This window comes from Nostoc sp. (assembly GCF_036917465.1).
Taxonomy (GTDB): Bacteria; Cyanobacteriota; Cyanobacteriia; order Cyanobacteriales; family Nostocaceae; genus Nostoc.
In genome coordinates this window covers 1-15,483 of sequence record NZ_JBALDL010000106.1, presented here as the reverse complement: position 1 = coordinate 15,483, position 15,483 = coordinate 1, and the positions used below count along the sequence as shown (strand labels likewise).

Genomic DNA, 15,483 nt, shown 5'->3' with positions numbered 1-15,483 from the left:
TCTTTACTTTACCTGTGGTGCAATGGCGTTGATCCCAATACGGTTCGGTTAAGATCCCCCCGCCTACGGCGATCCCCTTAAAAAGGGGGTAAAAGAAGGTTATAAGCCCCCCTTTTTAAGGGGGTTGGGGGGATCTTCGAGGAATACGTTAACCGAACCGTATTGGCGTTGATCCCACAGGCAAAGTAAGAACCGCTATCAGATGTATGGGACGGTTGCTGGTTGCGGATAGTTGTTCGCTGCGAGCGATTGATTTACCCTTTGGACAAGAAAAAGGTGTTGATGATTTTATCGTTACCAAGGGTCAGTCAGCTTTTGACACACTGTACAACACAGCCGTTGCATTGGAATTGTGGGAGATTAAGTTGTTTACCGCCCTAACTTACCCTCCAGCGATGTCTGCGACGGGCTACGCCTACGCACTTAACCAACGCTTTTTGGGTCAGTTATCGAGTCGGTTAAGTCCGCAAGTGAAGAATTGTATACTAGACATCTCCAGAAATCAATTAAGACCCCTCTCCAAACCTCTCCCCGTTGGCGTTAGCCTGCCGTTAGGCAAGCGGAGAGAGGCTTAATTTTCCTCATATTTTTATGTAAATTTAAGGTAACAAAATCTTTTCTGGAGATGTTTACTGCTGAATGTGAAGCGATCGCAGATTCTGAGACGATGATGGTTGCTATCCCCAACTAAGAATGCACTATTACTTGACGCTGGGGCGGGAGTTTCTCACAAAACGAGATGCTAAACGAGCGAAATCCATATTACAGGTTGGGGAAAATTCGATTTGGAAACCAGATTTTAACAAAGGGCAGCTATTGCCAGGGGTGTTGTTGCTGGAAAATCTGAATCTGTACAGTTTCTCACGCCGGGGGTTCAACTGCGGGGGTCTGACGAGCGGATGCAGAAGTTTGAGATATTAACCCGAACAAATTTGCTCAACTGGTGGCAGATGCGCCCGATTGGGTGGAGTAGATGGCGTGAATCATCCCTTGATTGCCGTGTTTGGCAGACATTAAATCTTTTGTTACTCAACGGTCAATACGGTGTAAAGCCTGTAACCCACAGCGTACATCCGATCTAAGCCCCAGCGATAGCCGTTTCTATGTCTTTTGATATAAGTTTATTTAATTTCGAGAGATTAATCAGAAATTAATGAGATATTAAGTTGAAAAACTAATTCAGATAGAAACTTATGACAACCGAGCAAGAGCTTCAATCTCTTTTTAATACTTTAGATAGCGATCAAGACGGCAAAGTATCCATTAATGATCTTTTTTTAAGTCCTGGCTTAAGTGCAATCATTTCATCAGAAACAAATACCACTAGTCCCCAGGAATTGCTAGTAAATTATGATTCAGACAAAGACGGCAGTATTACCTTTGAAGAGTTAAAGGGAGCAGTTCAGAAAGCAAATAATTTAAACTAGCAACCCAATCCCTAACACCCAATACCCAAAAATCCCTCAAAGCGTCCACGCTTTGAGGGATTTGCAATTTTCATGGTCATTGGCGACTCGCTAGCCCAAAAGAGATGACCTTGGAGGTGAAAGGCTGTCTGTAGGGGATTGTGGGAGAGTAGAGGAGCTTATCTTTAGTTGTCGTGGTTTAGTTAGCTTGATTTTCGCCCACCTACTTATATCAGAATATGGAGCGCCTAACTCATGACTCAAAGTCACGAGTGTGCGGCTTGTAGAAATCAAAGCTTGAAACTAAGATAACTGTTTACTGTTAATTGTTAAAGGAGCGCTCTATGCCAGGATGGATACCTGAATCCTACTTGATGACAAAGTTAGACGGGTCTTGATCTCGTCGATGCTTAGTGGGAATGGGATCTGGCTGCCCATCACCTGCAAGGGCTGCGGTTTTCTCCAGGGATTCCCTCAATCGCTTGGCTGCGTAGATGGACATATCTCGCGGTACATTAATGCGATCGCGCAAATATCGTAGAGCGACATCAGATCCCAATGGAGGTACACAGTCTTCATCGCTCATCATGTGTGTTAAAGCACAACGTAGGGCTTGATCAAACAATTTATCATCTAAGGGATTGACTCGGATAATATTGACGCGGTGTTCGATAGTTCGTTGAAGAGCTTCCATGCGCGAGTTTTCGGGTTCTGGATAAGTAACATCTGGTAGCCCGAACCAGGGGCCGTAATCTACCCGCGCTTTATTGAGAAGCATCTGGGTTTCGCCGTTCTCCCAACAGCCCCCCATCTGGGGTGGCAAATCATGTACGTGGGTGTGAAAGTCGCTTTGGGTACCGCAGTAGGTCGGTCGGCTTTCCATTGCCGCAAACCATGCGCTCAAGCGAGGGTTGTCTTCCCGTAGGGAGTAGCCCTTGTAGTAGTAAAGGCTTGCATTCATCCGTTCGAGATATGGCGTAAAAATCACATCAACAATGCCGAAGCTATCCAGAAAGTAAGGGCTTGCGGTGCGATCCAGAGCCTCCTCCACCTTAGCCACCACTGCGATAAATTGTTTTCGGTTGCTTTGTTCTTGTTGAGAAGAACCTGCTCTAGAACACAGCCAAACGCACCAGGCTCTAAATAAAAGTCGTTCTAATTGACGTAAAGGAAGTACTGTGGGGTCTTCCATCCCTTGGTTCAATGGAGCAAAAACCTTTGACAAAGCGAGCAAAATGTCATCGCTTTCCGTAATAATCCTTCCATCTAGCTCGATCGCGGGGAGCATTCCTGATGGTACCTTACGCTTGTACCAACTTTCTTTCTCCCCGTAGCAAAACATTGTCACTTTTTCGATGCGATAGGGGATCTGTTTTTCCTCTAGCCATAACCAAACTTTTTGACAGTAAGGACACCAGGCGTGGTTATCGCGGTACAGCGTTACCCGCACATCAGATTCTAGCTGACCAAACAAGCGCAACCTGGCTTTAGCGTTGGTAAGACCATTAACAGTATCTATTTGATAGTCCGTGAGGGTTTCTAGTTCTTGCCAGCTTAAGGGTGCGGTAGTCATAGGCTCAGTTGTGTAGGGCAATACTTAGGACTGTTTCTTGACTCTACAATATTTTTAGTTACTCTAACTCTAAGGCTTAGTTTATACCTTTCTAGGCAGATCACAGACTTTGTGCAGTGGAATCATGGGTGCGGCGTGATGCTGGAGTTCGAGGATGCTAGCGAGTTGACTTATGTTGCTGGTCTGTTAGGACAATTTGTTGGACGAATTTGGATTTTTTACTTTTTAGTAGTTTTGTGTGTTACCACTATTTTTTCAGTCTTTCAGATTCGCAACCAAGATATTGACAATACTTCCAAGCAAGTTCTCTTTCTGATTGTGTTAACAGGTATATGCTTTACTATTGTCCATGAATGGTTTCATCAGCGAGAATTAGGTGAATTTCTTCTGCATATTCATAGAAAAAATCTATCCACTTTTAAACAGTTTGGGATTAATTGATTTGTTGATTACTGGCTTCAGTATGACAGGTTTATTTCGTCAACGCACAGATTATACAAAATCAAAAGCTAGTTCCTAAAAATAATCAGTTTCGGATAGAGATTCATTGAAGCAACGCTGCTATGCTGAGGGCAGAAGGCTTTTATGTTTTACCTCAGTTGGGGATTCAGACCCCAACTGAGGTAAAAGCCACCAAATTAAAAATTTGGTGGGGGTCTTAAACCCAAGTTCTTTTTTGGGATATAATGGCATCAGTTTTTATGTTGGAACAAAACCCGGAAAATTTGCAGTTTTCTGTTAAACAGTTAGCCACAGAAGCTTTACAAAAATCAGATCCCTCAGCATGGTTTGAAGTTTTATATGCTAATGCTAAAGGGGATGCAGCACAAATTCCTTGGGCAAAGTTAGCTCCTCATCCTTATCTGCAAGATTGGTTGACGAATCATGAACCATTAGCCTCACATCAAAAGGCGTTAGTAATTGGTTGTGGCTTGGGAGATGATGCTGAAGCTTTAGCTCATCGAGGATTTAAAGTAACCGCCTTTGATATTTCTCCAACAGCAATCGCTTGGTGTCAAGAACGATTTCCAGATTCAACTGTCAACTATCTAGTTGCAGATTTGTTAGCAATTCCCTCACAATGGCATCAAGCCTTTGATTTTATTTTTGAATGTCGTAATATTCAAGCTCTACCTTTGAATGTGCGCTATGAAGTTATTTCTTCAGTTGCCTCTGTCGTCTCTCTAAACGGAACACTGTTACTAATTACTCATGTTCGAGAGACAGAAGTTGAACCCTCTGGACCACCTTGGCCATTATCTAACTCGGAATTAACACAGTTTGAAAATCTGGGACTATATCAAATAGGGCAACTTGTGTTTTCAGAGTCTAAGGAAGTTGACATTCAACAAGTGCGAATTGAATATCAGAGGCATAATCCTATTATCGAAGAAAGGCTCCAGCGCTGTTAAAGAGTGAAGGCAGAAGAGAATTCTGACTCCATATCTGGTGCCAGTGAACTCTTGTTCAAGGTTTTAAGAGTAGGCTGTTAACTTTGCACCTTTTCAGGGGTTAAAAATTCATGCACAATACTTTCCAATCCAAGAGGAGTAAAATTTCCAGTGGAAAAAGTTATTTTTCGCGTTCTTTAAGTAATGAGTAATGAGTAAATACCCATTACTCATTACTCATTTAATTTGTTCACCGATGATGACACCAAAATTGTATGAATAAAAAATGGGTAAATCTCATCAAAGTTAACAGTCTAGTTTAAGACCCCCACTGAACAAGAGTTCACTGGCTTCAATTCAGGAGGGGTTAAATCCCATAAGTGAATTGTCCCTTCTGCCCTCACCATAGCTGCCTTCTTCAATCTTCAGAAAATGGCAAACTATAACACCATCAGCATATTTGCCCCAAGAGCTATCTTTCACGCCAGCAGTTGCTTCACTTCGTTAACTGACCCGTGCCGGAGTTCATGTATAGCTTGGTGTAGACTGGTATGGGCATTCGTTGCATTTGCTCGCTAAACTTCTTGCAGAAGTGGGGAAAAGGGGTGCATGTTAAAGGGTAAAGGTATGGAGTTTTCCCTTACCCTTTAACCTGCACCCCAACATCTTGCATAAGTAACTTTTGCAAGATGTCTACTAACTGCTGTCGTTTTGAGCAACTGTGTCCTGAAGGGGTGTTTGAGGGGATACATAGTTTTTATGCCATCAAGCAAGCGAAGAAAGTTTTTTAAGTAGAAAAGAGCATACCTGGAATTGCAACTATATTAAATATTAAACAGCTCTAACTTTATTAATTCAAAAACATAAAAGAACACACATGACCACTAAAATAGATTTTCAAGGGGATATGGATAACGCAAGCATTCCATTGAATCAAAACAAAGAAGAAGTATTTCAATGGACAAAGCAGTGGTATCCTGTAGCAGTTATGGATTTTCTAGATCCATCTCGCCCACATGCAATACAGTTATTAGGAAAAAACTTAGTCTTGTGGCGAGACAGTTTGAGTAAATGGTCTTGCTTTGAAGATTGTTGCCCCCATCGACTAGCTCCTCTTTCAGAAGGGCGTGTTGAATCTGATGGCACACTTTTATGTGCTTATCATGCTTGGCGTTTTGATTCGCAGGGAAAGTGTGTGAGCATTCCCCAGTCGAAAGATCAGCAGACATCCTCTAAACACTGCTCAAATTCAAAGTCATCTGCAATTAGTTATCCAACACAAGAACGGCAGGGTTTATTGTGGGTTTGGGCTGAGTCTGGTTCTGATGCACAGCTTGAAAGTCAATTGAGGACACCACGAATTATTCCAGAACTTGAAGAAAACTCCGATAGAGTAGTTCATCTATTTTGGAATATACGTGACCTACCCTATGGATGGGACTTTTTCATGGAAAATGTAGCTGATCCAGCCCATGTCCCTGTTTCCCACCACGGTCTAGTTGGCAATCGGTATAAAGATGCTAATTACTACGATATGCTTTGCATCAAGGAAATGTCTACTCAAGAAGGATTTTCTTTTGAAATTACACCGACTGCTCCCACGATTGAGCAAGCAATTCACGACTTCCAACCACCTTGTCAGATGAGGATTGTTTCTACTTCTAAAGATGGTGGTAAGCTAATCCTAGCATTGTATGCTAGCCCTACACGCCCAGGGTGGTGTCGTCATATTGGCTGTCAGGTCTTAGTTAAGAACCAGATGGGTAAGACACCTAAAGGATTAGGAGTTTTTGGACTACCAATGCCAACTTGGCTAGGCCATGTTTTGTCATCCTTGTTCTTACACCAAGACTTAGTATTTCTTCATTATCAACAGAATATTTTAGCTAAACGTCAAAAGGGCCAATGGGTGAACGCAGTTTATACACCCAATCCTCAAGATAAAATGGTAATTGCATTTCGCCAGTGGTTGGAGAAAAAAGCTGGAGGTAGTATTCCTTGGGCTTCAGGGTGTAATACCGATCTTCCCTTACTGGAATTAGACAAACAAAAGCTTTTTGATGTCTGGACAACTCATACCCAACATTGCCAAGTTTGCAAAGATGCTTTGAAAAATATTAAACGTCTACGGGTGTTGGCTTACGGGTTATCTATATTATGCTTATGTGTTGCTGTAATTCTGGATGCAAGAGCCATAGCGGTGAAAGCTGCATTAGCATCTGCAAACCAAATACCTGCGTCACTTTTAACGGTTTTTCCTCATACAGGATTCTGGTGGGCGCTTGGGGGTGCAGCATTCTTTCTGCTTTTAGGATACTTGCTTGATAAATTTAGTCGCCTATTTTACGTTTACGAGTTTGAACACGCACACAATGATTAATGTACTCAAGGTCAGTGCTAAGAAAATTTATTCAGAAGGCTCAGTTGCTAAGAGCCTCCTGCCAACTGAGCCTTCTGAATTCCAAACCATGTACCCTGTTCGAGAGATGCCAGTAGTCTCGCCTATTGCTATGACTAGCAGATCAGTCCAGAAATAGGGAGCAATGCTCGGACAAGAAGGGGCTAACTCCGATTAAACAACCATAAAATTGTTGTTGGTTAGTGATAATCCAGCAGATAGTTGTGCAAATTGTACCTGAGTAAACCCAGATGCATTGCCGTCTTGGTCAAAGTTACAATTTAATCAGTCAACTTCTCGCCTACACCCCTACACAAGCGTCATAGCAAGAATTTCAAGTTATCAAGCGCAAACTAAGAGTCTTGAGAGCAGGTTCGCTCTTTTAAAATCCCTTTGGTTGCGCCGAAACCAATGCCCATCGCATCAAGGAAAAGATTACAGCGCTTCCCGCTATTATGCAATACAGTTTTTTTATTGCCCTTTTTCTAGGATAGCTTTTGGCTTTGAGGATGTACCTCATAGCTGCCGGAAGTGCTGTATTCCAAAAAATGAAATGACTCCCTTTCTCATCCGTATTGAACAGAGAGACAGGAAGATGTGGTGCTGAGAAGAATTGAGCTTGGACACGAGTTGTCAAATTGAAGCGCAAAGAAACCGGTCGTTCAATAATCTTCGGACTGATTTTGGTTCGCGGAGCTTAACGTAGTTATCGCTCCTAGAGGAGATGGGGAATACTATTGTTTCTGCCGGAGATGGTGTTGATGCATGATTCAAGCTCTGGCTCAGTTCTCCAAACACAACGCATCTCACGTTAAAGATATCCTTAATCTCACCATTCCCCTTGATCAATCTCCAATCTGGATTTTGGGAAAGTTTCTCGCATAACTCCGATAGAGTCCGCACCAAAACTATTTTCAGGAATTATTCATAAAAAGAACGTTCAAACACTACTGAAAGATTATTCGCTGGCATTTGGTAAATCTGTTTCAAGATGAAATGTTCTGCCCTAGCTGCTGCGACTACATCATCCAAGTTCCGCACACCCCATTCTCGATTTTGGCTGCGTAAATATTCGTCAAAGGCTGCATTACTCGCTGCTGTATGTTCTCCACCTTGTTTGAAGGGGCCATACAAATAGAGGACACCTCCTGCTGCTAAGATTCGACCTGCCCCTGCCATTAGCCCAAGACACGCACACCAAGGTGAAATGTGAATCATATTGATATTGACGATGGCGACAATTGGCTTCGGATTCAGCCACTGAGCCACTGCCCCTTTCTCCAATGCCCAAACTGGCTCTCTAACATCTAACTCAAGCGGCGCATGAACGTTATCGCATCCATTGTGTTCTGTCCATGCAATAATGCTGGCTCGTAACTCTAAATTTGCATCTGTTGGTAGCCACAGGCGAGGACTTAGCCTGGACGCAAAAAATACTGCGTGTTCACCAGTACCAGAAGCTATTTCTAAAATAGTGCCACTTGACGGTAATATCTGTAAAAGTATTTCTAGAATTGCTTCTCGGTTGCGCTCAGTTGCTGGCGCGTATTGTCGTGCGTCTTGTGGTGTCATTCCTATCGTTATAATTTTTCTGGTATGGTGTGCTGACCAATAGTAACAATCTAGATTATCTCACTTCTGACCACCACACTAATTAGTGACAAAAAACTAGTACAGCGTGGCGGAAATAAACAACCCATTCCAAATCAACAAAACGCTTACACTGTATTGCTTTTGAATGCGTGACTTCCGCCTTGCGGTACGTACTAGTCACAGTTCATGTATCATCACTCTTCTGCGTTCTTTTCCCATTGACCCAACTACTTTGACAGTTATATTTTAAACCTTAAACTTACATACGTATTTCATGCCTCGAAAAAAATCACTTCCATTACAATCAACTTCTTCAACTCCACTGGCTCTCTCTCAATTACATATCCGAAGTACTTTTAGCTTTTGACAATTAAACATCAAAATGATATGATACAGCCCCTTCTTCGTTCACCTTAAAGTTTGCATTGAATTCTTTAGCTTTTTCATCTAAATATTGTCGGGCGTGGGCTGCGGGTAGTTGTGACTGCATTGCAAAGCCTAAAACAGTTACACGTCCATGATTTTCTTGTAGCATCTCATAAAAAAGAGATTGCAAGCGATCGCTACATTGTTGATTAAGTGCCTTTTTCTCTTGCCGACTTTGGCGATACAATCCCAATGCTAACCATGTACCGAGTGTGAGACTAGGGACACCAAAAATTAGACCACCAGCAATAGTATTATCATCTTGATAAGTAGCATTTGGTGCATAAAAATCATACGCATCTTTCACTGGTATGAACACCTTACGGGTAGCAAATTTTTCAATTGCTGCTGATGCTGATAGCGTTAAAAACATGAATCCGAGTGTTAGTAGCCAACCAGCAGCCAATTTTTCAGCAGTTTTCATAGTTCGACTTCAATTTTGAACTTTGCTAGAAATTCTAACCTGACTTTCCCAGATGTTCCACTAGATCAATCTACTCCCTGGGAGAGTTTTTTAGCGATCGCATGATTAGTCTAGCAACATCCCAAAATAGTAAAATTTTTCTACCTGTAGCGATCGCTTCCAACCATATTAAACTACTCAAGCTTCGGCTTGTTGCTGATTTCTGTAGCTACCAGGCAACTTTATAGCCAGGAAATCTTAACTAAGCGATCGCCTCCTTCATCATAATTCTTCACGAACGCGATCGCAGCGATCGCAAAAATCAAAACCAAAACTCACTACCAAATGCGACATTTCTCAACCAATAGTTAGTTTATGGCGGTGCGTTATGGCTTCAGCCTAACGCACCCTACTTTTAGCTAGAAATAAAGAAAATATGGGGAAGTAATATCCCCCTTATCTCCCTTATGCACGGGTAGCTTCTAGTAGACGGGAAAAATAGAAGCGAGTTTTATTCATCGCTTGACGTTGCACTGAAAAGCCATTACTTTCCAAAATTCTCACTACATCAGCCTCACGATGCAAATATGCACGAGTGGCTTTACTCGGCCCAGGAAAGAAACTGCCAATTTTCTTGAGTATAGTCAACGCACAGGTCTTCGGCGCAAAACTAAGAATTATCCGCGACTGTGCTAAAGAACAAAGGTGAGAAATCATCTCATCGGCTTTTTGCTGGGGGTAGTGAATGAGAACATCCAAGCAAATAACAGTATGGTAACTACCACTCAACGATTCCAAATCCTGCACAGCAAAAGTAGGATTTTCGCCATTTCCCAAAGTTTGCTTCGCTCTATCCTTGCCTTCTTCTACCATTTTGTCGGAAATATCGCTCGCATAGACCTTAGCACCATCTACCGCTAGCGGGATGCTGAGACTACCCACTCCACAGCCCGCATCGCAGATTGATAGTTGTGGTAAATTGTTATCAGCTTTTAACCAGTCGAGAACTGTATCCACCGTTTGCTGGTGTCCATTGCGGATGTCTAGTTGGACTTTGTTGACTTCGCCATCGCCGTAAATCCGCCTCCAACGGTCAAACCCTGTGGAATTGAAATACTCACGAACAATTGTTTTATCGTCGGCTGCGTTCATAAACTCTGATTTTTAAGGGTTCCCAATGCTTAAAATTATCATTGATAGGAACTCATAAGAGCGGTCTTCCAGATTTTTCTAGATATGGTGTACAGAAGTAGGTGTACAAATATATGTGCCTCTAATTATTCAAATAATAACCGCTATTTTTCAGAAAATATTGTCGTTTCATGACTTCCTGAGTGCATTTACTACTATTTAAATATCTATTCTTTTCGTTACTATAAATTCCATTCTTATTTCAATCTGTAGATGTAGACAACCCTTTTTAAGGTAGAGTTGCGATCGCGATCGCACTAAACTGTTTGATGAGCTTAGTAACCAATTGAGCAAATCAGCGATCGCACTAAAATCTCACAAAGCCTCACCCAGTGCTTCCAACTGTTCTAGAGAAAGACTTTGAATTCCTTGCCGAACTTCGTCAAGTAACTCTCCTACCCGTTTTTGTAGCTGTCGTAGGACGAGTCCTTGCTCACCTTCCTGTTTTCCTGATTGCTGCGTCTGGTAGAGAGCGTCATTACAAATTACTAATTATCCGATGGGGCAATTACCAGGATTGACTGCATGGATATATTCACTACCCGATACTGGTCTTCCTCGTTTATAGTAAGCTTCTTCTGGTTTACCCCATCCAAGCTGTAAAATCATTTCCAAAAAACTCGAATTTTCCCACTTACACAAACTTGCCCATTCTGTTCTTTTAACAATTCTTTCTACATCAGATGTGAGAATTTGTTGGTATTGTTTACTATTATTGAAACTCAAGTATAAATCCATCTCCATCGAGACTTCATACCAAAATTCTACAATAGAATTTTTAGCAGATTTTAATATCTCTAAGTCATTAGAGAGAGCTATTAAATCGGTATTTACTTCAGGATAGCTCAAGTTTTTACCTTTAACTGTCACCTCCCGCCAGATAATACCTGAAACTTGATTTTCTTTTTGATAATCGTGAATCGCGGCTTTGAAATCTTGATAAGCTGTGAATTGTTGCAGCCCATCAGTTCTAATAAACTGGTCAATTACAGGATTGCCAGAGGCTGTTATTTCTAACTTTAGGCGTTTTCCATTGAGGCAAGCTTGGCGTTCGGCTGCCAAAACTTGAATTAGCTCCTGGGTGGTGTAAACCTTTGACATCAGAATACACTCTAGTTAGTCATTGGTCATTGGTCATTAGTCATTAGTCAAAGACTATAGACTATGGATTCACTTTCTAATCTGTCAACACAGATATTTCAATATTATGCTTTGGCATCGGCATAAATGTGGTAGCAGATAGCACTAAAAATTAGGGCAGACCAATTTGGTCTACCCAATTAAGTTATCTAGCTAACTCACTACTGAACTCATTGAAGGCTCGTCGCTTTAGCTGTGCTGTTTCGGTGCGTGGTAATAAATCAAAGATTTTGCGGAATTGGTCGTCTATTTCTTCATAAGGTACTTGACCTTTTTTATTCAAAACAACCTCACCTGATTTATTAAACACCACGACTTGAGGAACAGTCCCAGAGTAGTAATATCCTGGTTCTGTAGGCTCATAGTTTTTTTTAGACGGGATAGTATCTACATTAATCGGCATAATCTCTGCTACCCGACCGTAAAATTCCTGTACCCGTGAGATAGAAATGGCATACCTTTTGGAATCGCTGCTGTCATCTAAATAAAAAGCCAAAAATATGGGTTTATGTTCCGCTAAAGTTTGTGCAAGTGTCTGTCTGGGAGGAACCAATGAACCATTGCCAGCATAAACGACAAAGATGTTGCCGTCATATAAATCATTATCAAGACCAGCATAAGCAGGTTGCGTACTTAAAATGAAAAGACTTGCAAGCAACAACAGGCATTTGGAGAACCACCTTCCCCAGCCAGTAATTTGTTTGTGTAAAAAAAGAAATTTTGTGCTATTCATCAAAAGGAACCTTGCAAGCTACTACTTGTCGTGAGTTTGTGCTGAATTCGGCAAACTGGGCTGGATATGTAATTATGCCCACGCACTATTTTTTAAGATAACGCCTACTGAGATTATCTCTCGTAAGTGGATGATGGAGTTAAACGGAGTTCTGATATCGATAAACGGAGTTCTGATATAGATAAACGGAGTTCTGATATCGATGAACGGAGTTCTGATATCGATGAACGGAGTTCTGATATCGATAAACGGAGTTCTGATATAAATAAACGAAGTTCTGATATCGATGAACGGAGTTCTGATATAGATAAACGGAGTTCTGATATAGATGAACGGAGTTCTGATATCGATAAACGGAGTTCTGAGGTGGATGAACTAGATTCTAACTCTCCCCTGCCCCCTGCTCCCCTACTCCCCTGCCTCGACTCCCCCTCATTTCCTCCATCTTAATTTTGAAGCTGGCTTTTTGAGCTAGGATTCGCTAAACTCACGCATATTCAATTTGCAATTAAATACTTTCAATTAGCAACGCCAGAAGACTAGGGTACAGATGTGGGAAACAAAATTCAATTCATAGATAGGCTGCGATTAGGTTTCGCGGTGTCAGTGGCAAAAAGTGTGACATTTATAGTGCGATCGCTCCGTCTGGGTGCTGCTAGTGTATTACCAGGCTCAATTGCTCGTCGCATTGAACCCCGAATTTTAGAATTATTGAGTCAGCAAGTTAAAAACGGAGTGATTTTAATTGCTGGTACTAACGGCAAAACCACTACAGCATTGCTTTTATCTACAATCTTAGAACGCAAGGGTTATCGCGTCGCTCATAATTCCACAGGTGCAAATCTAGAAAATGGCTTGATGACGACGCTGTTAGACAGCACCAATTTACTAGGTACGCTAGATGTTGATTACGCCATCTTAGAAGTTGATGAAAATATTGTCCCAAGAGTATTAAAGCCACTCCAGCCGCGAATTATTCTCTGTTTAAACTTGTTCCGCGACCAGCTTGATAGGTACGGCGAAGTAGATACAATTAGTAAGCGCTGGACAAAAGTTATTTCTACCCTACCAGCAGAAACTGTGGTAATTCCTAATGCTGATGACCCAACTTTATCTAACCTCGGTCAGCAGTTACCGCAACGGGTGTTATTCTTTGGCTTGAATGAACCAGCAAATTATTTAGAAGCTATTCCTCACGCAGTCGATTCTATCTATTGTCCCAAATGCGGGCATTCTCTAGATTACAAAGGTGTTTACTTGTCTCATTTGGGAGATTTTACTTGTCCCAAGTGTGGTTTTACTAAAAGTAAACCAACTTTAGAAAGTAGTGAATGGTCGCAAATTCTTGTTGGTTTGTATAACAAATACAATACTTTAGCGGCAGCTACTGCGGCTATTGAGTTAGGAGTTGATGAAACGACAATCAGAGATACTATTAACAACTTCCAAGCCGCTTTTGGTCGGGCAGAAGATTTAGTAATTAACGGTAAACGAGTGCGGATATTATTATCAAAAAATCCTGTAGGAACGAATGAAACCATTCGCGTAGTGACTCAAAGCACAGATAAAACCACACTGTTGATATTAAACGATCGCACGCCCGATGGCACTGATGTATCCTGGATTTGGGACGTGGATACCGAGAAATTAGTCGAACGCGGCGGGACTTTAGTAGTGAGTGGCGATCGCGTCTACGATATGGCACTACGTCTACGTTACAGCCAAAAGTCCCCTGAGAGTAACATAAATTTAATTGTAGAAGAAGATTTGCGACAAGCGATCGCTACTGCATTAGAGCATACACCAGACAATGAAACTCTGCATATTCTACCCACCTACTCAGCCATGTTAGAAGTTCGAGAAGTCCTAACTGGCCGGAAAATTCTTTAAATTTGTCATTTGTCATTTGTCATTTGCCATTGGGTAACGGTGTTTTCCCAATCCCCAATCCCCAATCCCCAATCCCCAGTCCCCAGTCCCCAGTCCCCAAAAATATGAGTTCCCAAAATTTGCAATTAACAATAGGTTGGCTTTATCCAACACTGATGAGTACTTATGGCGATCGCGGTAATGTAATTACTATAGAACGTCGCGCTCAGTGGCGGGGATACGACGTTAAAATCTTACCCCTAGATCAAAATAGTACAGCCGCAGATATTAAAACTGTAGATGTCATAGTTGGTGGTGGCGCACAAGATCGTCAGCAAGAAATTGTCATGCGTGATTTGCAAGGCGCAAAAGCTGATGCAATGCGCGACAAAATCGAAAATGGCACACCGGGCGTTTTTACCTGTGGTTCACCCCAACTACTGGGACATTATTATGAACCAGGCTTAGGGCAACGGATTGATGGTTTAGGAATACTCGATTTAGTTTCCGTTCATCCTGGTGAAAATACTAAGCGCTGTATTGGTAACTTGGTAATTGAAGTGACAGCATCACGTCTGGCGCAAGATTTAAAAGAGATGACGGGGAGTACACCATATTTGGTAGGCTTTGAAAATCACGGCGGACGTACCAAGCTGGGGAAAGTGGAAGCATTGGGGCGCGTGGTGTACGGTTTGGGAAATAATGGAGAGGATGGGACAGAAGGAGCATTTTATCAGAATGCGATCGCTACTTATTCTCACGGCCCTTTGTTACCAAAAAATCCTTTCGTCGCCGACTGGTTAATTCAAACAGCGCTACGGCTAAAGTATGGGGAAGCGATCGCATTGCCACCCTTAGATGATAATCTTGCTGTACAAGCGCGGGAAGCGATGTTTAAGCGGTTGAAAGTAAGTTTACCAAGTGTTGCTGCTGCAAAAGCTTAACCTTGAAGGAGGCAGGAGGAGCATTTACTTATAGGATTCGACCACATTTGGAATTGAAGCGACTATTGCGTTAGCTTCCTGCTTTCTTACAAGAGTTTAGTGGCGATCTTAAACAAATAGTTATCGAGAGGGAAATTTTCCTCCTGCCTCCTGCGTGCTGAAATATATAAAAAAAATTAAGAATATGATTTAGATATCATAGCAATCATTTTGGTGTGGCATCTCTAGCTCACAATAAAAAGAAAGCGATTCAGGGATTGAGTGAGCAGTAAATATTATGGCGATAACCAAAAAAAAACCCCCAGTCAGCGTTAGCCAACCAGGGGAGTTAGTTATCAGGGTGCATCTACCAATTAATTGTTCTTAGCTTGAACACCATACTCCGGATAAATTTGCCCAAAGGTCAGTTATTATTT

Annotated in this window: 16 protein-coding genes; 9 read left to right on the top strand and 7 right to left on the bottom strand. The window is 41.9% G+C overall.

Going from position 1 to position 15,483, the window contains the following annotated elements; genetic code table 11:
- Positions 1 to 161: 161 nt before the first annotated feature.
- The 3 genes from V7K38_RS28265 to V7K38_RS28255 all read left to right on the top strand — a co-directional run bounded on the left by V7K38_RS28265 (position 162) and on the right by V7K38_RS28255 (position 1,427).
- Complete coding sequence (locus V7K38_RS28265) at positions 162 to 575, top strand: DUF3854 domain-containing protein (RefSeq protein ID WP_334862996.1); 414 nt, start codon at positions 162 to 164, stop codon at positions 573 to 575.
- Between the two features lie 324 nt (positions 576 to 899).
- Positions 900 to 1,082 carry a hypothetical protein gene (locus V7K38_RS28260; RefSeq protein WP_334862903.1) on the top strand — a complete coding sequence of 61 codons (183 nt, stop codon included), beginning with the start codon at positions 900 to 902 and terminating at the stop codon, positions 1,080 to 1,082.
- 111 nt (positions 1,083 to 1,193) lie between these two features.
- A complete protein-coding gene (locus V7K38_RS28255; RefSeq protein ID WP_334862901.1) occupies positions 1,194 to 1,427 on the top strand; it encodes an EF-hand domain-containing protein in 234 nt (77 codons plus the stop codon).
- A 346-nt stretch (positions 1,428 to 1,773) separates the two neighbouring features.
- Here the strand turns inward: V7K38_RS28255 and V7K38_RS28250 are convergent, their stop codons facing one another.
- Positions 1,774 to 2,979: a glutathione S-transferase family protein gene (locus V7K38_RS28250; RefSeq protein WP_334862899.1), complete on the bottom strand. Its 1,206-nt coding sequence runs from the start codon at positions 2,977 to 2,979 to the stop codon at positions 1,774 to 1,776.
- Between the two features lie 135 nt (positions 2,980 to 3,114).
- Between V7K38_RS28250 and V7K38_RS29755 the strand changes: the two genes are divergently transcribed.
- The 3 genes from V7K38_RS29755 (at position 3,115) to V7K38_RS28235 (ending at position 6,750) form a co-directional block, all read left to right on the top strand.
- On the top strand, positions 3,115 to 3,420 hold the full coding sequence (locus tag V7K38_RS29755; protein ID WP_442940814.1) for a hypothetical protein: 306 nt from the start codon (positions 3,115 to 3,117) through the stop codon (positions 3,418 to 3,420).
- A gap of 260 nt (positions 3,421 to 3,680) precedes the next feature.
- Entirely contained in the window at positions 3,681 to 4,391 is a 711-nt protein-coding gene (locus V7K38_RS28240) for a class I SAM-dependent methyltransferase (RefSeq protein WP_334862994.1), read from the top strand.
- 856 nt (positions 4,392 to 5,247) lie between these two features.
- Positions 5,248 to 6,750 (top strand): aromatic ring-hydroxylating dioxygenase subunit alpha, encoded by a 1,503-nt coding sequence (locus V7K38_RS28235; protein ID WP_334862897.1) that lies wholly within the window; start codon positions 5,248 to 5,250, stop codon positions 6,748 to 6,750.
- 939 nt (positions 6,751 to 7,689) lie between these two features.
- Here the strand turns inward: V7K38_RS28235 and V7K38_RS28230 are convergent.
- The 6 genes from V7K38_RS28230 to V7K38_RS28205 form a co-directional block, all read right to left on the bottom strand.
- Positions 7,690 to 8,340, bottom strand: coding sequence for a DUF938 domain-containing protein (locus tag V7K38_RS28230; protein ID WP_334862895.1), 651 nt, complete (start codon positions 8,338 to 8,340; stop codon positions 7,690 to 7,692).
- 391 nt (positions 8,341 to 8,731) lie between these two features.
- Positions 8,732 to 9,211, bottom strand: a complete 480-nt coding sequence (locus V7K38_RS28225) for a hypothetical protein (RefSeq protein WP_334862893.1) — start codon at positions 9,209 to 9,211, stop codon at positions 8,732 to 8,734.
- A gap of 444 nt (positions 9,212 to 9,655) precedes the next feature.
- Positions 9,656 to 10,342, bottom strand: a complete 687-nt coding sequence (bchM, locus tag V7K38_RS28220) for a magnesium protoporphyrin IX methyltransferase (RefSeq protein ID WP_334862891.1) — start codon at positions 10,340 to 10,342, stop codon at positions 9,656 to 9,658.
- A gap of 354 nt (positions 10,343 to 10,696) precedes the next feature.
- Positions 10,697 to 10,867, bottom strand: a complete 171-nt coding sequence (locus tag V7K38_RS28215) for a DUF4351 domain-containing protein (RefSeq protein ID WP_334862992.1) — start codon at positions 10,865 to 10,867, stop codon at positions 10,697 to 10,699.
- 6 nt (positions 10,868 to 10,873) lie between these two features.
- On the bottom strand, positions 10,874 to 11,482 hold the full coding sequence (locus V7K38_RS28210) for a hypothetical protein (RefSeq protein ID WP_334862889.1): 609 nt from the start codon (positions 11,480 to 11,482) through the stop codon (positions 10,874 to 10,876).
- A gap of 184 nt (positions 11,483 to 11,666) precedes the next feature.
- Positions 11,667 to 12,254, bottom strand: coding sequence for a thylakoid membrane photosystem I accumulation factor (locus V7K38_RS28205; RefSeq protein ID WP_334862887.1), 588 nt, complete (start codon positions 12,252 to 12,254; stop codon positions 11,667 to 11,669).
- 126 nt (positions 12,255 to 12,380) lie between these two features.
- Here V7K38_RS28205 and V7K38_RS28200 point away from each other — a divergent pair, with 126 nt between their 5' ends.
- The 3 genes from V7K38_RS28200 to V7K38_RS28190 all read left to right on the top strand — a co-directional run bounded on the left by V7K38_RS28200 (position 12,381) and on the right by V7K38_RS28190 (position 15,067).
- Complete coding sequence (locus V7K38_RS28200; protein WP_334862885.1) at positions 12,381 to 12,704, top strand: hypothetical protein; 324 nt, start codon at positions 12,381 to 12,383, stop codon at positions 12,702 to 12,704.
- Between the two features lie 102 nt (positions 12,705 to 12,806).
- Entirely contained in the window at positions 12,807 to 14,144 is a 1,338-nt protein-coding gene (locus V7K38_RS28195) for a Mur ligase family protein (protein WP_334862883.1), read from the top strand.
- Between the two features lie 104 nt (positions 14,145 to 14,248).
- Positions 14,249 to 15,067: a type 1 glutamine amidotransferase gene (locus tag V7K38_RS28190; RefSeq protein WP_334862881.1), complete on the top strand. Its 819-nt coding sequence runs from the start codon at positions 14,249 to 14,251 to the stop codon at positions 15,065 to 15,067.
- The last annotated feature ends 416 nt before the right edge of the window (positions 15,068 to 15,483 follow it).